14 protein-coding genes are annotated in these 18,711 nt (G+C 70.9%); 5 read left to right on the forward strand and 9 right to left on the reverse strand.

The window, feature by feature from the left end; genetic code table 11:
- Entirely contained in the window at positions 1-1,524 is a 1,524-nt protein-coding gene (locus tag JHN63_RS12230; protein ID WP_200679612.1) for an ABC transporter ATP-binding protein, read from the reverse strand.
- The gene (locus JHN63_RS12235; RefSeq protein ID WP_200679614.1) at positions 1,505-2,557 is read right to left on the reverse strand and encodes a BMP family ABC transporter substrate-binding protein; all 1,053 of its coding nucleotides are present in this window, start codon (positions 2,555-2,557) and stop codon (positions 1,505-1,507) included. The genes JHN63_RS12230 and JHN63_RS12235 overlap by 20 nt, the downstream gene beginning before the upstream one ends.
- Positions 2,558-2,865: 308 nt before the next feature.
- Here JHN63_RS12235 and mtnA point away from each other — a divergent pair, with 308 nt between their 5' ends.
- The gene (gene mtnA, locus JHN63_RS12240; RefSeq protein WP_200679615.1) at positions 2,866-3,897 is read left to right on the forward strand and encodes an S-methyl-5-thioribose-1-phosphate isomerase; all 1,032 of its coding nucleotides are present in this window, start codon (positions 2,866-2,868) and stop codon (positions 3,895-3,897) included.
- 43 nt (positions 3,898-3,940) lie between these two features.
- Here the strand turns inward: mtnA and mtnB are convergent, their stop codons facing one another.
- From mtnB to JHN63_RS12255, 3 genes are read right to left on the reverse strand one after another with little or no spacing between them, the layout of a single operon-like run.
- Positions 3,941-4,549, reverse strand: a complete 609-nt coding sequence (gene mtnB, locus JHN63_RS12245; RefSeq protein ID WP_200679616.1) for a methylthioribulose 1-phosphate dehydratase — start codon at positions 4,547-4,549, stop codon at positions 3,941-3,943.
- Positions 4,546-5,271, reverse strand: coding sequence for an acireductone synthase (gene mtnC, locus JHN63_RS12250; RefSeq protein ID WP_200679618.1), 726 nt, complete (start codon positions 5,269-5,271; stop codon positions 4,546-4,548). Before mtnC ends, mtnB begins: the two co-directional genes overlap by 4 nt.
- A complete protein-coding gene (locus tag JHN63_RS12255; RefSeq protein ID WP_200679620.1) occupies positions 5,268-5,867 on the reverse strand; it encodes an acireductone dioxygenase in 600 nt (199 codons plus the stop codon). The genes mtnC and JHN63_RS12255 overlap by 4 nt, the downstream gene beginning before the upstream one ends.
- Positions 5,868-6,306: 439 nt before the next feature.
- Between JHN63_RS12255 and JHN63_RS12260 the strand changes: the two genes are divergently transcribed.
- The 4 genes from JHN63_RS12260 to mtnK are packed head-to-tail and all read left to right on the forward strand — an operon-like array spanning position 6,307 to position 11,175.
- Positions 6,307-7,404, forward strand: coding sequence for a substrate-binding domain-containing protein (locus JHN63_RS12260; protein WP_200679622.1), 1,098 nt, complete (start codon positions 6,307-6,309; stop codon positions 7,402-7,404).
- Complete coding sequence (locus JHN63_RS12265; protein WP_200679624.1) at positions 7,391-8,920, forward strand: sugar ABC transporter ATP-binding protein; 1,530 nt, start codon at positions 7,391-7,393, stop codon at positions 8,918-8,920. The genes JHN63_RS12260 and JHN63_RS12265 overlap by 14 nt, the downstream gene beginning before the upstream one ends.
- A 25-nt stretch (positions 8,921-8,945) precedes the next feature.
- Positions 8,946-9,992, forward strand: a complete 1,047-nt coding sequence (locus tag JHN63_RS12270) for an ABC transporter permease (RefSeq protein WP_200679626.1) — start codon at positions 8,946-8,948, stop codon at positions 9,990-9,992.
- Positions 9,993-10,014: 22 nt separating this feature from the next.
- A complete protein-coding gene (gene mtnK / locus JHN63_RS12275; protein ID WP_200679628.1) occupies positions 10,015-11,175 on the forward strand; it encodes an S-methyl-5-thioribose kinase in 1,161 nt (386 codons plus the stop codon).
- Positions 11,176-11,244: 69 nt separating this feature from the next.
- On the opposite strand, the gene JHN63_RS12280 is transcribed toward mtnK, so the two are convergent.
- The 4 genes from JHN63_RS12280 to JHN63_RS12295 form a co-directional block, all read right to left on the reverse strand.
- Positions 11,245-14,202, reverse strand: coding sequence for a hypothetical protein (locus JHN63_RS12280; protein ID WP_200679630.1), 2,958 nt, complete (start codon positions 14,200-14,202; stop codon positions 11,245-11,247).
- A gap of 311 nt (positions 14,203-14,513) precedes the next feature.
- Complete coding sequence (locus JHN63_RS12285) at positions 14,514-16,130, reverse strand: glycerol-3-phosphate dehydrogenase/oxidase (RefSeq protein WP_200679632.1); 1,617 nt, start codon at positions 16,128-16,130, stop codon at positions 14,514-14,516.
- 9 nt (positions 16,131-16,139) lie between these two features.
- Positions 16,140-17,678, reverse strand: a complete 1,539-nt coding sequence (gene glpK, locus JHN63_RS12290) for a glycerol kinase GlpK (RefSeq protein ID WP_200679634.1) — start codon at positions 17,676-17,678, stop codon at positions 16,140-16,142.
- A gap of 93 nt (positions 17,679-17,771) precedes the next feature.
- The gene (locus JHN63_RS12295; protein ID WP_200679636.1) at positions 17,772-18,551 is read right to left on the reverse strand and encodes an MIP/aquaporin family protein; all 780 of its coding nucleotides are present in this window, start codon (positions 18,549-18,551) and stop codon (positions 17,772-17,774) included.
- Positions 18,552-18,711: the final 160 nt, after the last annotated feature.

Here is an 18,711-nt window from a genome sequence, read left to right on the forward strand (position 1 = left end):
TCAGTCGACGGCCTCCGTCGGCGCTACGGCCCCGCCCGCCATGGCGAGCCCGAGTGCCCGTTCGTCGGCCTCGTCCTTCGTGTACGTCGCCGTGACCCGGCCCTCGTACATCACCAGGACCCGGTCCGCGAGGCCCCGGATCTCGCTCAGTTCGGCGGAGACGAGGAGGACGGCGTGACCGGCGTCGCGATAGGCGACGATCTGGTCGTGGATGTTCTGGATGGCGCCGATGTCGACCCCGCGCGTGGGCTGCTCGACGAGCAACAGCGGTGCCTCGTGGGCTAGTTCGCGGCCGATCAGCAGCTTCTGCAAGTTACCGCCGGACAGCGCGGAGGCGGGCACCTCGGGGGTGGCCGCCTTGATGCCGAAGCGCTCGATGAGCCGCCCGGCGTGGGCGCGCACGGACGCGGGCGGCAGAAGTCCCTTGGTGGACAAGGACGTTCGGTGGTGGCCCATCGCGAGGTTGTCCGCGACGGTGGCCGCCGGTGCCGTACCGACCGCGTGCCGGTCCTCGGGGACGTAGGCGAGGCCCTGTGCCCGGCGCTCGGTGGCCGAGGCGTGGGTGATGTCCCGCCCCTTGAGACGCACCTGTCCGGAAGCGACGGGCCGTAGCCCGGCCAGGGCCTCGATCAGCTCGCTCTGGCCGTTGCCCGCGACGCCCGCGATCCCGACGATCTCCCCGGTGTGGACGGTGAGTCCCACATCGTGGACGGCGTCGGTGGTGAGGTCTCTCACGTCCAGGACGACGTCACCGGGGGTGCCCGGCGCATGCACGCGGTCCAGCTCCACCGCGCGGCCGGTCATGGCGGCGGCGATCTCGTCGGCGGAGGTGTCCGAGGTGACCAGGCGGGCGACCACCCGGCCGTCCCGCAGCACGGTCACGTTGTCGCTGCCTTCGAGGACCTCGCGCAGCTTGTGGGTGACAAGGATCACCGTGCGGCCCTGCGCGGCCAGCGACTTGAGGACCGCGAACAGGGCGTCGGCCTCGGCCGGGGTGAGCACGGCGGTCGGCTCGTCGAGGATCAGCGTGCGGGCGCCGCGATGCAGCAGCTTCAGGATCTCCACTCGCTGGCGCAGGCCGACCGGCAACTCCCCGACCCGGGCGTCCGGGTCGACGGCGAGGCCGTGCTCCTCGGCCAGTTCGCGCACCCGGCGGCGGGCGGCGGCCCGGTCCACCAGGCCGAAGCGGCGCGGTTCGGCGGCGTAGACGACGTTCTCGGCGACCGTCAGCGAGTCGAACAGCTTGAAGCTCTGGTGGACCATGCCGAGCCCGGCGGCCATCGCCGCGCTCGGGTCGCCGAACGTGACCTCGCGCCCGTCGATCCGGATCGAGCCCGCGTCGGCGCGCTCCATGCCGTAGAGGATCGACATGAGGGTGGACTTGCCGGCGCCGTTCTCGCCCATGAGGGCGTGGATCTCGCCGCGCCGGACGGTCAGGTCGACGGAGTCGTTGGCGAGCGTGCCGGGGAACCGCTTGGTGATTCCCCGAAGCTCGACCGCGGGGTCAACTGGCGGCGGGGTCATCGACCTTGAGCTCTCCGGAGACGATCTGGTCGCGCAGCGCCTTCACCTTCGCGAGGACGTCCTTGTGCTGGGCGATCACGCACTTCGACGAGTCGACGCCCGCCTCAAGACCGGTGAGGCTGATGCCGCCCTCCTTCAGGCCGTACGACACCGAGGTGCCCGTCTTGCCCGCGAGGACCTGCTCGACGCCCTTCTCGACGGCGACGTCCGTCTTCTTGATCACGTTGTCGACGACCGTGCCGGGGGAGGAGACGCACTGGTTGACGTCGACGCCGTACGCGAACGCGCCCTTGGCCTTCGCGGCCTCGAACACGCCGTAGTTGCCGGCCGCCGCGGCCGCCATGATCTGGTCGGTGCCCTTCGAGAGAAGGGAGTTGGCCTGCTCCTTGGCGCGCGCCGAGTCGTCGAACGGGGACTGGCCGCCGACGAAGCGCGTCGACGCGGACGTCTTGGCGGCGACCTTCTTGGCACCGGCCGCGAACGGGTCGCTGTAGCGCCGGAACTGGGGCGTGTCGAGCACGTCCACCGCGCCGACCTTGCCGCTCTTGCTGAGCAACCCGGCCTCGGCGCCCGCGAGATAGACACCCTCGTGCTCACGGAAGACCGCGCAGGTGACGTTGCTGAACGTCTTCGTCGTGCACGCGTCGATCATCAGGAACTGCTGCTTCGGGTGCGCCTTCGCCTGCTGCGCCACGATGTCGGCGAACTCGAAGCCGACCAGCACGATCACGTTCGGGCTCGCGCCCACGGCGGCCTGCACGTTCTGCTGCTGGGACGCGGTGTCCGTCGACTCGTAGACCTTCTCGGTCCCGTTGTGCGTCTTCGCGGCGGCCTTCACCCCGGTGACGGCGAGCTTCAGGAACTCGTTCTGGCCGACGGCGTCGGGCGTGACCAGCGTGAACGACTTCCCGCTGCTGCCGCTCGCGCTGTCCGAGGCGTCGGTCTTCGCGGCGGCGTTGCAGGCGGTGGCGGCGGTCACCATGAGCGTGGTGGCGGCGACGAGCTGAAGGGTGCGACGTGATCTGCGGAGCATGGGGACCTTCCGGGGGTACGGCAAGGCACGCTCCGGCGGGAGCGCGTGCGACCAGATGGTGAGACGGGGAGACGAGGGGTGGACGCGAGAGGGACAGGTCAGCGTCGACAGCAGTCGCTCGCGCAGCGGCCGTGATCGAGGAAACGGCGCATGGTGAGCAGCACACGTCCTCCTTCGTCTCGGCCTTCGGGCTGCGGGAGCTGGACTTTAACATTCGTTTTGAGACACCTGCTCGACTGTCTCGAACTGTGGTTCTCCAAGGTCATGTACGGTGTCCGACACCATCGGAACAGCAGGAGTGTCCCGTTATGTCCCAGAAATTGCGCGCGGTCGACTGGACCGGAACCGGTCTCGCGCTCATCGACCAGACCCTGCTCCCGCATCGCAACGAGACGGTGGATGTCCACGATGTGGACACTCTGGTCGACGCGATCCAGCGGCTCGTGGTGCGCGGGGCGCCCGCGATCGGGGCGGCCGGCGCGTACGGCGTCGCGCTCGCCGTCATCGAGGGCGAGCGGGAGGGCTGGAGCGAGGCCGAGGTCCGCGCGGCCGTCGCCCGCGTCCGCGAGGCACGGCCCACCGCGGTCAACCTCATGGTGTGCGTGGACCGGGTCATGACCCGCTTCGACGAGGGCCTCGACGCCGTTCTCGAAGAGGCCGCCGCCGTGCAGCGCGAGGACGTCGCCGCCAACCGCGCGATGGGCGCGTTCGGCGCGGACTGGCTGCTCGAAAAGGTGGGCGTGGAGCGGCCGTTGAGGCTTCTGACGCACTGCAACACGGGCGCGCTGGCGACCGCCGGGTGGGGCACCGCGCTCGGCGTCATCCGTGAACTGCACGCGCGGGGGCTGGTGGAGGTCGTCTACGCCGACGAGACGCGCCCCCTCCTTCAGGGATCGCGCCTGACCGCCTGGGAGTTGGTCCAGGAGGGCATCCCGCACTACGTCCAGGCCGACGGCGCCGCCGCCGGCACGATCCTGCGCGGCGAGGTCGACGCGGCCATCGTCGGCGCCGACCGCATCGCGGCCAACGGCGACACCGCGAACAAGGTCGGCACGGTGGGCGTCGCGCTGGCCTGCGCCGACGCCGGTATCCCGTTCCTGGTGGCGGCGCCGACCACCACCGTGGACCTCTCGACCGAGACCGGCGACGACATCCACATCGAACTCCGGGGCGAGGCCGAGGTGTTGGAGTGGTCGGGAGTGCGGACGGCTCCCGCCGAGTCGCGCGGCCACAACCCCGCCTTCGATGTGACGCCGGGTCGGCTGGTGACCGGACTGGTCACGGAGCGGGGCGTGTTGGAGGTGTCGGCCGGTGAACTCCCCGGCGACCGGCTGAAGTAGCGGAAAGGGACCCCTGAGAACAGGGGTCCCTCCGACGCTCGGATCAGCGCTGCGTGAGCTCCAACTCCAGCAGCCACTCCACCACTTCGGTGTGATGCCGCGCCTGCCGCGCATCCGCGCCCCACACGTACAACCCGTGCCCGGCCACCACCACCGCCGGCATCCGGGGATCCCGGGCCGCCTCCAGGCGGTCGCCCAGCACCTTCATGTCCTGGCTGTTGGCGATGACGGGCAGGGTCACCTCGACATCGTGCGCGGGCTGACCCACACCCTTGAGCATCTCCACGTCCTTGAAGACGATCCCGCCCGGCTCACGCCGCCCCATCGCGACGGACGCCACGGTGTGTACGTGGACCACCGCACCGGCACCGGTCAACGCGGCGACGCGGGCGTGCAGTTCGGCCTCGGCGGACGGCTTCCCGCCCCGGACGGCCGCGCCGTTCCCGTCCACCAACACCACGTCCGCGGGCGTCAGTTCACCCTTGTCGTGCCCACTCGCCGTCACCGCCAGCCGCAACGGGTCCCGGCCCACCACCACGGACAGGTTGCCGGAGGTTCCCCGCATCCAGCCGAACGAGGCAAACCGGGCGGACTCGGCGGCGAGTTGAGCCCCCGCCTCCTTCAGGTCGAGGTCACTGATCTCGGTGGTCACGTGGTGCTCCTTGAACTGGTGATGCCGATCTCGTCGAACGCCCCCGCCTGCGCGTGGTCGCCGACGCCTTGCTCGAAGTACGGCTCTCCCGGCCGCCGTACGCCCACCGCGTGCCAGCCCGCGGCCACGGCCGCGTCCAGCTCGCCGGGCCGGTCGGAGAGGAAGAGCAGCCGGGACGGCTCGATGCCGGTCGCTTCCGCGATACGGCGGTACGACTCCGGCTCCTGCTTGGGGCCGGCGTTCTCCGTGTCGTAGAGACCGGAGACCAGTGGCAGGAGGTCGCCCTCCGGGCTGGAGGTGAACCAGGCGCGCTGCGCGGCCACCGAGCCGGACGAGTAGACGTACAGGCGCAGGCCCGCCGTGTGCCAGGTGCGCAGGGCCGGTACGACGTCGTCGTAGAAGTGCGAGACGAGGTCGCCGCGGGCGAAGCCCTCGGACCAGACGATGCCCTGGAGGGTCTTCAGGGGTGTGGCCTTGCGGTCCTCGTCCAGCCAGGAGTTGAGGGTCTTCTCGATCTGTGCGGCGTCGGCGTCCGGGGTGTCCGTCAGCTCGCGGACCTGCGCGATCGCCCGGGCCACGGCCGGGTCGTCGGCCCGCTCGGTGAGCAGGGCGGCGAAGCGCGAGCGGGAGTACGGGTAGAGGACGTCGACGACGAAACCCGTGGCGCTCGTGGTGCCCTCGATGTCGAGCACCACGGCGTCCACAGTGTACCGCAAGGTCACGCGGCGGCCTTGTCCTGCTGGTAACCGGCGTCGATCGTGTCGTAGTCGGGGAAGCGCGAGGCGATGGTCGAGCCGGTGAAGTTGCCGACCCAGCCGTCCTCCTCGTGGAAGAAACGGATCGCGGTGAAGGCGGGCTCGGTGCCCATGTCGAACCAGTGGGTGGTGCCGCGCGGCACGCCCAGCAGGTCGCCCTTCTCGCAGTAGACGGCGTGCACTTCGCCGCTGACGTGCAGGTAGAAGATGCCGGAGCCGGAGACGAAGAAGCGGACCTCGTCATCGTCGTCGTGCGTGTGCTCCTGGAGGAACTTCGCGCGGGCACCGGCCGCCTTCGCCGGGTACTCCGGGTCGTCGCCGGGGTGCAGACCGAGGACGTCGACGGTGGTGAAGCCCTCCTCGGCGTTCAGCTTGTCGATCTCCGGGCCGTACGCGGCGAAGACGGTGTCGCTGTCGGCGTCGGCCGGGACGTCCTCGCGGATCGGCCACTGCTCGTAGCGGACGCCGAGGGGGGCGAGCGCGGCGGCGATCTCGACGGGGTCGGCGGTGCGGCGCACGAGGTTCTCGGGACCGGACTCGGGCCAGGTGGTGAGCAGGGTCATGGGAGCAACTCCGGAAAGTGGGAGGGATGTCCGGATGCCGAGACGAACACCGGACCGGTGGGGGAGGCAAAGGGGGTGCAGCGAGGCCCGTCGTCCCGGGTCGGGGCCGGTTATGTGATGGTAACCGCCGTCGATGACCAGGTCTGATGTGACGTAGTCGTTGTCTCACCAGCTGAGAAACCGCTTCCATCCCTTTGACCAATGGCTGAAAACATTCCCATGATCTCCCTATGAAGACGCTGCTGCTCGTGCGGCGGCTGTACGTGGACTTGCTCCGGTCGACCACAGCCAGCTGTCGCTGACCACATCCGGAGCCCCGCGAGCCCTTGGTGCCGCGGTCCACCACCCGTTCCGCGGTGGCTGATTCCCTTTCCCACGCTCCGGGTCCCGCACGCCCGTTCTTCACCCCTTCTGCACCACCTTGCACCTGGAGCCCCTCATGTCCCGCACCCGTGTCCCCCTCGCCGCGCTCTCGCTGGCGTCCGCCTCGGCCCTCCTCCTCGCGGGCTGCTCCCAGTCCAGCGACGCGTCGAAGAGCACCGCCGACACCGCCGCCTCGGCCTCGGCCGCCACGGGCAAGAAGCCGGCCCCCTTCAGCAAGGGCACGGTGAAGGTCGCCCTGGTGCGGCAGAGCGGCGCGGGCGACTACTTCGAGCAGTGGGGCAACGGCGCGAAGGCGCAGGCCAAGGCGCTCGGCATCGACCTGACCGTGTACGACGCGCAGGCCGACAACGCCAAGCAGGCCACCGACCTGTCCTCGGCGATCAACTCCGGCGCGCAGGCGATCATCGTCGACCACGGCTTCCCGTCCACGATCCAGCCCGAGATCGACCAGGCGGTGAAGAAGGGCATCAAGGTCGTCGTCTACGACGTCGACCAGACCAACAAGTCCGTGATCAGCACCGAGCAGGACGACGCCAGCATGGCCAAGGCCGTCCTCGACGTGATGGCCCAGACCGTCGGCAAGAACGCCAAGGTCGGCTACGTCAACGTGGCCGGCTACGCGGCGCTCGACAAGCGCAACTCCGTCTGGAAGACCGCCGTCGACGCCAACGGCTGGAAGCAGGAGTTCAAGGTCGGCAAGGTCACCGACTCCACGGCCACCGACAACGTTCCCCTGGTCTCCGCCGCGCTCACCCAGCACTCCGACGTGGCGGGGATCTTCGCGCCGTACGACGAGCTGGCCAAGGGCACGCTGCTCGCCGTGCAGAACAAGAAGCTCCAGAGCAAGGTGAAGGTCTTCGGCGCGGACGTCTCCAACGCCGACATCCAGAACATGACCGCGGCCAACAGCCCGTGGGTCGCCACCGCCGGTACCGACCCGTCGGCGGTCGGCGCCGCCGTCGTCCGTACGGCCGCCCTCGAACTGGCCGGTCAGCTGAACAAGACCACCGTCGACTTCCCGGCCGTCGCGATCACACAGGACTTCCTGCGCAAGAACAAGATCGAGAACATGGACCAGTTGCGCGCGGCCCTGCCGGCCCTGAACCTCTCCAAGGTGAGCACGGCGGACTGGATCCCCAATGTCGCCCACTGACACGGCGGTCGACGCGGCGGTCTCGCTCCGCGACGTCAGCATGGCGTTCGGGGGCAAGACGGTGCTCGCCTCCGTCTCGCTCGACATCGCACCGGGCAGCGTGGTCGCGCTGCTCGGTGCGAACGGCGCGGGCAAGTCCACGCTGATCAAGATCCTGTCGGGTGTGCACACGGAACACGGCGGGGAGGTGCGGGTCGCAGGGGAGCCCGCAGCTCTCCCATCCCCGTCCGCCGCCCGGCGGTTGGGCATCCAGACGGTCCACCAGCGGATCGGCGAGGGCATCGTGCCCGGCCTCTCCGTCGCCGAGAACCTGGTCTTCGAGGAGTTGGCCCAGCGTCGTGGCAACCCGTTCCTGAACGGCCGTCGCGTACTGGCCCGCGCGCGTGAGATCCAGGCCGCGCTCGGACTCGACTGGAGCGACGCGGTGTTGCGCCGGGACGTCACCGAACTCGGCATCTCCGACCGCCAGTTGCTCATCCTGGCCCGCGCCCTCGCCACCCGCCCCCGGCTGCTCATCCTCGACGAACCGACCTCCGCGCTCTCCGCCGCCGAGGCGGAGCGGCTCTTCGCCCTCGTCGAGAAGATGCGCGACGACGGCATCGCGGTCCTCTACGTCTCCCACCGCCTCGGCGAGATCGACGCGCTCGCCGACCGGCTGGTCGTCCTGCGAGACGGCGGTCTCACCGACGACCAGGTCAAGCCCTTCGACTGGGACAGCGCCCTGCGTGCGATGCTCGCCCAGGCCCACGAGGCGACGTCGGCCCGCCCGCAGCGCTCGGGCGAGCACGGCGACACGGTCCTCGCCCTGCACGACGTCCGGCTGTTCGAGGGCCGCACACCCCTCGACCTGGATGTGCGGGCGGGTGAAGTCACCGGTGTCGTCGGCCTGTTGGGCGCCGGCAAGACGGAACTCGCCCGTGGCCTCTTCGGCGCCGAGCCCTTCGCCACAGGCACGGTCACCCTCGACGGCAGGCCCTACGCGCCCCGCCGCCCCGCCGACGCGATCCGCGCCGGCGTCCACCTCGTCCCCGAGGACCGGCACGCCGACGCGCTCGTTCCCGGCTGGTCGGTGGCGCAGAACATCTCGCTGCCGTTCCTCAAGTCCCTCTCCCGGGCCGGACTCGTGAACACGACGCAGGAGGACGCCCTCGGCCGCGAGACCATCGACGCCCTCGGCGTCGTCGCCCGCGACGAGCACAGCACGGTCGAGGAACTCTCCGGCGGCAACCAGCAGAAGGTCGTCGTCGGCCGCTGGCTCGCACACACCCCTCGCGTCCTCATCCTGGACGAGCCGTTCCGAGGAGTGGACATCGGCGCCCGCCGCGACATCGGCCGCAGGGCGCGTGCGCTGGCCGCCGAGGGTGCCGCTGTCCTCGTCCTCTCCGCCGACGTGGACGAGGTGCTGGAGATCGCCGACCGGGTCGTCGTGCTGGCGGCCGGGGAGATCCACCTCGACGCGTACGGCGAAGACGCGGAACGCGACCGCGTGATCCAGACCATCTCGGCGTCCGTGTGACCCCGGCCCACTCAGGAAGTACGCCATGACCACCACCCAGAGCCCCGAGACCGCACCGAAGGCGGCGGCCCGGCCCGGCGTCTCCGGCGCCCTGGTCGTCCAGAACGCCGTCATCAAGTACGGGTTCATCTTCGTCACCGTCGCGCTCTTCCTGTACTTCGCGCTGAGCGAGGGCTCCTTCCGGGAGTCGGCGACCCTGCTGGACACCCTCCGGTATGTCTCCGTCGCCGCGATCCTCGGGCTCGGTGTCACCGTCACCATGGCGGTCGGCGGGATGGACATGTCCGTCGGCGCGGTCGCCGGGCTCGGGGTCACCGTCGCCGCGAAGACGATGGTGACGTACAACCAGGTCGGCACGGTCGCGATCCTCGCCGTGATCGCGGCGGGCGCGCTGGCCGGACTGCTGAACGCGCTGCTGATCGTCGTGATGAAGATCCCGGACATGCTGGCCACCCTCGGCACCATGTTCGTCATCCAGGGCACCAAACTCATCCTGGTTGACGGCCAGTCCATCTCCGCCGGCATGACCCAGTCCGACGGCACCACCGCCCCCGGCAAGTTCACCGACGGCTTCCTGCGCATCGACCGCGGCACGATGCTCGGCATCCCCATCTCCGTGCTGATCTTCGGCGCGTTGACCGTCGTCGCCTGGGTGTTCCTGGCCCGCACCCGCTGGGGCCGCGTGCTGTACGCCATCGGCGCCAACCCCGAGGCCTCCCGTCTGGCCGGCATCCGTGTCGGCGCGTACCGGGCCCTCGCCTACGTCCTCTCCGGTGTCCTCGCCTCCATCGGCGGCCTGATCCTGGCGTCCCGCATCGGCCAGGGTGACGTGAGCGCGGGCACTTCGCAGCTCCTGGAGGCGGTCGCGGTAGCCCTGGTCGGCACCTCGGTCCTCGGCCGGGGCCGCCCGAACGTCTGGGGCACCGCCCTGGGTGCCGTCCTCATCGGCATCATCACCACCGGCCTGACCATCAAGGGCCTGCCCTACTACACGCAGGACGTCGTCGAGGGCGCGGTCCTCATCCTCGCCCTGGTCTTCAGCTTCACCCTGTCCAAGCGCCGCACCGCATAAGGAAGTTCGAGGAGTTCGTACGATGGGCTACCGCATCCTGGAGACCGACGACATCCCGGCGTACCTGCACGAGCGCGGCCACTGGGCGGACGTCACCGACATCCACGTCCGTGAGGTGTCGGACGGCAACATGAACCGGGTCTTCCTCGCGTCGAACGCCGACGGCAGCCATCGCCTCGCCCTCAAGCAGGCACTGCCCTGGGTACGGGTCGCCGGTCCCTCCTGGCCGATGAGCCCCGAGCGCGCCGACGCCGAGGCGCGGGCCTACGAGCAGGTGGCCCGCGTGGCTCCCGACAAGATCCCGGCGATCCACGGCTACGACGCCGACAACTACACCCTCGTCATGGAGGACATGTCCGACCTGGAGGTCCTGCGCACGGTCCTCAACGAGGGCGCGTCCTACGGTCCGGACACCTCGGCGAGGATCGGTGAGTTCGTCGCCCAACTCGCCTTCGCGACCAGTGACTTCGGGATGCCGTCCGCCGACCGCAAGGCGCTGATCGCGACCTCGGTGAGCCCGGAGCTGTGCAAGATCACCGAGGACGTGGTGCTGTCCGAGCCGTACATCGAGCACGAACACAACCACTGGCTCCCGGAGTTGGCCGACCTCGCGGCCGAGTTCCGCGCGGACGCCCGGCTGCGCACGGAGGTCGCCGATCTCCGGTACACCTTCATGACCAGCGCGCAGGCCCTCCTCCACGGCGACCTGCACACCGGCAGTGTCATGGTCGGCGAGCGTGAAGGCGCCCCGGTGGTACGGGTCTTCGACCCCGAGTTCTCCTTCGTCGGCCCGATCGGCTACGACCTCGGCCTGTACTGGGCCAACGTGCTGGTGTCGGAGGAACGGGCTCGCGAACTGGGCACGTTGTCCGACCACGGCGACCAACTCCGGCTGTCCTGGGTGGCGTTCGAGACCGAGTTCCGCCGGCTCTGGTCCACCCGGGTCGACACCTTCTTCGACGACGCCTACCTCGACCGCTTCCTGTCCCGCGTCTGGACCGACTCCGTCGGCTACGCCGGCACGGAGATCGTCCGCCGCATCATCGGCTTCGCCCACCTCACCGACCTGACGACACTGCCGGATCCGGCGCCGGCATCCCGGCGGGCGCTGCTGCTGGGGCGCGAACTGATCGTGCGGCGGGAGGAGTTGACGTCACCGGAGGCTGTGCGGGCGCTGTCCTGAGTCCGCTCCGGTGGGGGATTGTTCCTGGTGGTTCGGTCGCCTCGGCGGCCGGTGGCTGTGACGGTCGCCCTAGACCGACCGGTCCTGTGTCGTGTGCGGACCCGACGCGGGGTCCGACGACTGGACGGTGACGCCCGGTGCCGTAGCGCACCCCGCGAGATGTGACTGAAGCCGCTGGTGGCGGAACTCGAAACCCGCCCCCGACTGCCGCAGCACCCCGCGCCGGTGGGCGTCCTCCAGGAACGTCAGCAGGCGCCACGGCATCCGGCCCGTCGCCGCGAGCCAGGCCCGGGCGACGGTGAAGCGCCCCCAGGCGCTCAGCGCGAGCGCCGCCGTGCCCAGCGGCAGCCACAGTTGGGTGCCGATGTGGACCACGCCGCCCCAGTCGCCCGGCAGCGCCACCACCGGGACGCAGACGGCGGCGACCAGCAGCGCGACCATGCCGCCCCGGGTGAAGGACGCCGCGCGGTCCGTGCGCAGGGACGAACCGGGTCCGGCCGCTCGCATGACGTCCGACGGCACGCTCAGCGCGCGGTAGACACCGCAGACACAGCCGCCCACGATCCCGACCAGCACCCCACCCGCCACCAGCGGTGGCAGACAGCGCCGGAACACGGCCTTCGCCGGGCTCCGGGTGAGCCAGCCCCGGGCCGCTTCCGGCAGCACGGACCGGAGGTTCGCCGCGTAGACCGTCGTAGGCGATGGTCCTTGTGTGCCCTTCGTGAGGTCCAGGCGTGCGACCACCGCGCCGTCCCGGGACTCGAAGACCGTGTGCCGTGAGGTGAAGGGGACGCAGCGGCGGTCTTCGAGGAGGGGGATCGCGCAGTCCGGGGGCCGGGTTCCCTCGGGGTAGGCGATCGGCCGGGCCCCGTCGCCGGGGATCAGCAGGGTGCCCCGCAGTGCGTGCCGGGTGGTCGCCGTGCGCAGGTCGGAGCGCTCCGTGAAGTGCCAGCCGCCGATCGTCCCGCCCGCCAGACGGGCCGTGGAACCGGACTTGAGGAGGGTCACTCCGGCCGTGGCGACACCCGCGACCGTGCAGGCGGTGACCCCGATCAGCAGCGCTGCGGCGGTGCCCCGGACCGCGCCCGCCGCGAACCGCCGGGCGATACGGCCGGACCGGGCCGCGGTGTCCTGCCCGGCCCGGCGGGCGGCGCTCGCCAGCAGGGCCGCGCCCGCTCCCGCGCAGGTGACGCCCACCACCATGGTCCAGGGGTTGCCGGACCGGCCGGCCGCCACCTCGCCCGCCGCGCCCAGCCCGCCCAGCAGCAGGACGGCCCCGCAGATCCGGGCCAGCGCGCGGCCCGCGCCGCCGGTCCAGGGCAGACCCAGCGGTACCGGGTGCCGGGACAGCCCGGCGATGCCGAAGAACAGGGTGAAAAGGAGGGAGAAGAGGCATCCGCCCAGCAGGTCGGGTACCCAACCGTCGGTCACCGCGCCGAAGCGGAAGCCGAACCTCAGGTCGTCGGCGTAGGCGAAACCCGCCCACAGCAGCGCGCTCACCGCGGCGGTGATCAGCGTCTGCCGGGCGAGGGTCCGGCGGCCCGGCGTCCCGTCCCCCGGCGGCAGCAGGAACGACTCCCCGAAGGCGAAGCCCAGGGTCTGCCCGACGAGGGTGGCGAGCACCGACGCGAGATCCTCCACGCCCGCCAGCTCGTTCGCCGCGCGCGCCGCCGAGACCGGGAGCAGCACCACGGACAGCAGGGTCAGCGCGAGCAGTCCCGGCGCCAGGACGGCGACGGCCCGCGGCAGCATCGCCTCCAGCTCCCACCACGCCAGCCGCCCGGTGCCGCGCCGCTCCAACACCCTTGCCAGCAGGGTGAGTCGGCGTACCGCGGCGGAGGTCGCCGGGGGTTCGAGGTCCGCGAACGCGGCGGGGACGAAGGCCCCGAGCAGATGTTCCTCCACCGCCGCCACGGTGGCGAAGCGGTTCCGGTCGAGCAGCTCGGACGGATCGCGGGAGGTGTCGCCGTAGACCGCGCGGGCCAGCGCCACCATCAGGGGAGTGGTCAGGGCCTGCGCCGCCGGGGCGTCCGGCCGGGCCGCGAGCTGCCGCAGCACGGGCGTCCACACGGTGCCGGACCGCCCGTGCAGGGGGCGCGCCGTCCGCTCCAGATGGGCCCCGGACTGGGCGAGGCCCAGCGGTTGCAGTTCGACGACCTCGGCGGCGGTCAGCACGTCGCCCTCGGTCACGGCCGTCGCCCACGCGTCGGCGCGGCTGGTGAGCAACAGCGGGAGGTCGTCGTCGAGTTCGGCGTTGATCCGGCGTACCGCCTCCCCGTAGGCGGGCCGGGACAGTTCGTCGAAGCCGTCGAGGACCGGCAGCACGAGGCCCGCGTCGAGGAGGGCGCGGGCGAGGGTGTGGCGGCCGTCGGTCGGCGCGGCCAGCGGACGGTGGTCGGCTGCCAGCCGGTCGGCGAGCCAGTCGCGCAGCCCGGTCCGCCGCGGGTCCCAGCCCGCCAGCGGGAAGATCACCGGCACGGGACCGCCGGACCGCCGCGCGGCCAGCCGGCCGAGCACGAACCGCAGCGCCAGCACGCTCGTGCCCGACCCCGGCCCGCCCAGCACCACCAGCCGCCGCCCGGGCAGCGCGGCGAACGACCTGGTGACCTCCTCGATCCGCTGCCCCCGGGGCGCGGGCAGCGGACGGCCCAGCCTGATGTTCTCCGGATGATCGGCCAGCCACCGCTCCGCCGGAGCCCACGCCACGTCCAGCGGAGCGGGATCCCGCAGCCGCCGTAGCCGCGCCTCGGCGGACCACTGCTCCCGTACGGCCTCGGCGAGCGCGTCGGCGGCCCGCCGGCGGTCCTCGTCGGCCGAACCGGGGGCCGGCTCGGCGTCGCCGCGCAGCACGTCGGCCACCAGCGCCGCGACCGACACGAACGCGCCGATCGCGGAGATCAGCACCCCCGCCGTCGCGGCGTCCCGCCACCACAGCCGCAGCACCGTCGCCAGTGCCGCCAGCGCGCCACCGCACACGGCGAACCCCAGGCGCCGCCGGACCCGCGCACTGTGCCATCGACCTCGCATACGACCTCTGCTCCCCGGGCCGGGCCCCATGGCCCGACCGCTGTGTCGGAAGCCAACCGTTCTAACGGCCGGGCGGGCCGTGCACCGCCGGTCGCCAACCCGTGTGAGGGAGCGCGCGGAATCGTCCGAGGGGCGTGCGGAAGCGTGAATCCCGTTCGGGGCATGGGCAGTTGGCACGCGCGAGCGGCATGCACAGGACACGACGAAGGGGCGGCTCCCGGTCGGGAACCGCCCCTGTCACGCCGTAGCGACTACTGCTTGACCGTCTGCTTCACGGACGTCTGCTTCACGGACGTCTGCTTCTTGGCCGTCTACTTCTTGTCCAGCAGGTCCTGGACCTTCGCGCGGACCTCGTCCGTGGCCAGGCCGCGGATCGTGAGGGTGGTGCGGCGGCGCAGGACATCGTCCTGGGTCTCGGCCCACTCGTGGTCGCGGGCGTAGACGACCTGGGCCCAGATCTCGGGGGCGTCGGGGTGGACGCGCTGGCCCAACTCGGGGTTCTCGTTGGCGAGTCGGGCGATGTCGAAGGCCAACGAGCCGTAGTGCGTGGCCAGATGCTTCGCCGTGTCGGCCGCCATGCGCGGGCCCGGCGCCGGGTTGTCGACCAGGAGACGGTGGGCGACCGCGCGCGGGTTCGCGACACCCGGGAGCGGGAGCTTCTTCGGGAGGGAGGAGATCGGCTCGAAGTCCTCGCCGAGCGGGCGGCCGGGGAGGGCCTCCAGCTTCTGCATGACCGTACGGCCGATGTGCCGGAAGGTGGTCCACTTGCCGCCCGCGACGGACAGCATGCCGCCCTTGCCCTCGGTCACCACCGTCTCGCGCTTGGCCTTCGCGGTGCTGCCGGGGCCACCCGGGAGCACGCGCAGACCCGCGAAGGAGTACGTGATCAGGTCACGGGAGAGCTGCTGGTCGCGGACCGAGAACGCGGCCTCGTCCAGGATCTGGGATATGTCCTTCTCGGTGACCGAGACGTCCGCCGGGTCGCCCTCGTACTCCTCGTCGGTCGTACCGAGCAGCAGCATGTCCTCCCAGGGGAGGGCGAAGGTGATGCGGTACTTGTCGATGGGGGTGGCGAGCGCGGCCTTCCACGGGGACGTGCGCTTCAGGACCAGGTGCGCGCCCTTCGACAGGCGGATGGAGGGGGCCGCGTTCGGGTCCTCCATCCTGCGCAGGTGGTCGACCCACGGGCCGGTCGCGTTGAGCACCAGGCGGGCGCTCACGCCGAACTCGTCGCCGGAGGTCGTGTCGCGCAGCTCCGCGCCGGTCACCCGGCCCTGGGTGAAGCGCAGGCCGGTGACCTCGGCGTGGTTGAGGACGACCGCGCCCGCCTCGACGGCCGCGCGGACCGTCATCAGCGCCATGCGGGCGTCGTTCATCTGGTCGTCGCCGTACACGGCCACGGCCTTGAGGTTCTGGGTGCGCAGCTCGGGCACGTCCTGCGCCGCCTTGGCGGGGGACAGGAGGTGGCCGACGCCGTCGCCGAACGCGGAGAGCGCGGAGTAGGCGAAGACGCCCGCCCCGAGCTTCGCGGCGCCGTGCGGACCGCCCTTGTACACGGGGAGGTAGAACGTGAGCGGGTTCGCCAGGTGGGGAGCCACCTGACGGGACACCGCACGGCGCTCGAAGTGGTTCTCCGCCACCAGCTTCACCGCGCCGGTCTGCAAGTAGCGCAGACCGCCGTGGAGCAGCTTGGAGGAGGCGGAGGAGGTGGCACCGGCGAAGTCGCCGGCGTCGACCAGGGCCACCCGCAGCCCGGACTGCGCGGCATGCCAGGCGGTGGAGATGCCCAGGATGCCGCCGCCGATGACGAGGAGGTCGTACGTCGCCTTGGAGAGCTGCTCCCGGGTCTCGGCCCGGCTCGGGTTCGAGCCGGAGGCCGGGTGCGTACCGAGGGCAGGCACGGACTGCAGGGTGGACTGACTGGTCATGTGGGGTTCTTACTCCTCGTCCTCGAGCCAGCCCATGGTCCGCTCGACGGCCTTGAGCCAGCTCTTGTACTCACGGTCGCGCTTCTCCGCGGCCATGTTGGGGGTCCACTCGGCGGCCCGGCGCCAGTTGGCACGCAGGTCGTCGGTGCTGGTCCAGAAGCCGACGGCCAGACCGGCGGCGTAGGCGGCGCCGAGGCAGGTGGTCTCGGCGACCATCGGGCGCACCACGGGGGCGTCCACGAAGTCGGAGAGGGTCTGCATCAGCAGGTTGTTGGAGGTCATACCGCCGTCGACCTTGATCGCCGCGAGCTCGACGCCGGAGTCCTTCGTCATGGCGTCGGTGATCTCGCGGGTCTGCCAGGCCGTGGCCTCCAGGACGGCGCGCGCGAGGTGCGCCTTGGTGACGTACCGGGTCAGACCGGCGATCACACCGCGGGCGTCGGAGCGCCAGTACGGGGCGAACAGACCGGAGAAGGCCGGCACGAAGTAGGCGCCGCCGTTGTCCTCGACCGAGAGCGCGAGGGTCTCGATCTCGGCGGCGGTGGAGATGAGGCCCATCTGGTCGCGCATCCACTGCACCAGCGAACCGGTGACGGCGATCGACCCTTCGAGGGCGTAGACCGCCTTCTGGTCGCCGATGCGGTAACCGACCGTGGTGAGCAGGCCGTTGTACGAGTTGACCGGCTTCTCACCGGTGTTCATCAGCAGGAAGGTGCCGGTGCCGTACGTCGACTTGGCCTCGCCCTCGGCGAAACAGGTCTGGCCGAACAGGGCCGCCTGCTGGTCGCCGAGCGCCGAGGCGACCGGGATGCCGCCGAGCACGTCGCCGAGGCGGCCGCCGGTGACCTCGCCGTAGACCTCGGCGGAGGAGCGGATCTCGGGGAGCATGTTCAGCGGGACGCCGATGGACTCGGCGATGGACTCGTCCCACTCCATGGTGTGCAGGTTCATCAGCATGGTGCGGGAGGCGTTGGTGACGTCGGTGACGTGCTTGCCGCCGTCGACACCGCCCGTCAGGTTCCAGATGACCCAGCTGTCCATGGTGCCGAAGAGGATGTCGCCGGCCTCGGCGCGCTCGCGCAGCCCCTCGACGTTGTCGAGCAGCCAGCGAGCCTTGGGTCCGGCGAAGTAGCTCGCCAGCGGCAGGCCTGTCTGGCGGCGGAAGCGGTCCTGGCCGACGTTGCGGCCCAGCTCCTTGCAGAGCGCGTCGGTGCGGGTGTCCTGCCAGACGATGGCGTTGTGGACGGGCTCACCGGTGTTCTTGTCCCACAGCAGCGTGGTCTCACGCTGGTTGGTGATGCCGATGGCCTTGATGTCGTCGCGGGTGATGCCGGCCTTCTCGATGGCGGAGGCGACGACTTCCTGGACGTTGGTCCAGATCTCGGTGGCGTTGTGCTCGACCCAGCCCGGCTTCGGGAAGATCTGCTCGTGCTCCTTCTGGTCGACGGAGACGATACGGCCGTCCCGGTCGAAGACGATGCAACGGCTGGAGGTCGTGCCCTGGTCGATGGCCGCGATGAACGGTCCGGCGGTGTGCGCGTCGGTCACTGTGTGCTCCTGAGGGGTTCCGTGGTCATGAGGACTGGTTCTACTACTGCTGCTTCAGTGCCCGGACTGTGGTCCTGGACCAAGACTCTGGTCCTAAGCAAAAGCGACGTTGTAGATACCCGCAGCGATCGCGCCGCCGATCAGCGGACCGACGACCGGGATCCAGGCGTAGCTCCAGTCGGAACCGCCCTTGTTGGGCAGCGGCAGGAGCGCGTGCACGATGCGCGGGCCCAGGTCACGGGCCGGGTTGATGGCGTAACCGGTCGGGCCGCCGAGCGACAGACCGATGGCGACGACCACGAACGAGGTGATCAGGGCGCCCAGGACGCCGAGACCGTTGCCCTTGTCGTTCAGACCCTGCGTCAGGATGGCGAGGATCAGGACGACGGTGCCGATGATCTCCGTGGCGAGGTTCTGCACCACGTTGCGGATCTCAGGACCGGTGGAGAAGATGCCCAGGACCGGGCCCGCGCCCTTCTCCTCGGCCTCCACGGCCTTGGCCGTCGGCTCGCCGACGATCTCCTTGTCCGTGAGGTGGGCCTGGAACTGGCCGTAGTAGGCCACCCAGACCAGCGTCGCGCCGATCATGGCGCCGAGCAGCTGGCCGCCCCAGTAGATCGGGACGTTGTCCCAGCCACCGTCCTTGATCGCGAGTGCGAGCGTCACGGCCGGGTTGAGGTGGGCACCGGAGAGCGGTGCCGAGATGTACACGGCCGTCATGACGGCGAAACCCCACCCGAAGGCGATGGCGAGCCAGCCGGCGTTACGGGCCTTGGAGGCCTTCAGCGTGACGGCGGCGCAGACGCCACCGCCCAGCAGGATGAGTACGGCGGTACCTATGGTCTCGCCGATGAAGATGTCGGAGCTGGACACCCGCGACTCCTTTGTCCTTCGTCCAGGGAAGCCGAACCCCGGGTCCCGCCGGGGATTCGTGCGCCCTCGGGGGTGAGAGCGATGCCGGCCTTTGGCGTTGCCACACTCTAGCGCGTATTGCCGGTAGGTGTTCGACAATGCCGACCGATGGACGGGAGTC

Origin of the sequence: Streptomyces sp. MBT65, from assembly GCF_016612545.1 — a bacterium.
In the GTDB taxonomy this organism is placed as follows: Bacteria; Actinomycetota; Actinomycetes; order Streptomycetales; family Streptomycetaceae; genus Streptomyces.

Excerpts from the sequence above, each read along its gene's own strand:
- JHN63_RS12260 (WP_200679622.1), top strand. The coding sequence starts at position 6,307 with ATGTCCCGCACCCGTGTCCCCCTCGCCGCGCTCTCGCTGGCGTCCGCC.
- mtnK (WP_200679628.1), top strand. The coding sequence starts at position 10,015 with ATGGGCTACCGCATCCTGGAGACCGACGACATCCCGGCGTACCTGCAC.
- JHN63_RS12255 (WP_200679620.1), bottom strand. The coding sequence starts at position 5,867 with ATGACCCTGCTCACCACCTGGCCCGAGTCCGGTCCCGAGAACCTCGTG.
- JHN63_RS12230 (WP_200679612.1), bottom strand. The coding sequence starts at position 1,524 with ATGACCCCGCCGCCAGTTGACCCCGCGGTCGAGCTTCGGGGAATCACC.
- JHN63_RS12265 (WP_200679624.1), top strand. The coding sequence starts at position 7,391 with ATGTCGCCCACTGACACGGCGGTCGACGCGGCGGTCTCGCTCCGCGAC.
- JHN63_RS12280 (WP_200679630.1), bottom strand. The coding sequence starts at position 14,202 with ATGCGAGGTCGATGGCACAGTGCGCGGGTCCGGCGGCGCCTGGGGTTC.
- JHN63_RS12270 (WP_200679626.1), top strand. The coding sequence starts at position 8,946 with ATGACCACCACCCAGAGCCCCGAGACCGCACCGAAGGCGGCGGCCCGG.
- mtnA (WP_200679615.1), top strand. The coding sequence starts at position 2,866 with ATGTCCCAGAAATTGCGCGCGGTCGACTGGACCGGAACCGGTCTCGCG.
- JHN63_RS12235 (WP_200679614.1), bottom strand. The coding sequence starts at position 2,557 with ATGCTCCGCAGATCACGTCGCACCCTTCAGCTCGTCGCCGCCACCACG.
- JHN63_RS12285 (WP_200679632.1), bottom strand. The coding sequence starts at position 16,130 with ATGACCAGTCAGTCCACCCTGCAGTCCGTGCCTGCCCTCGGTACGCAC.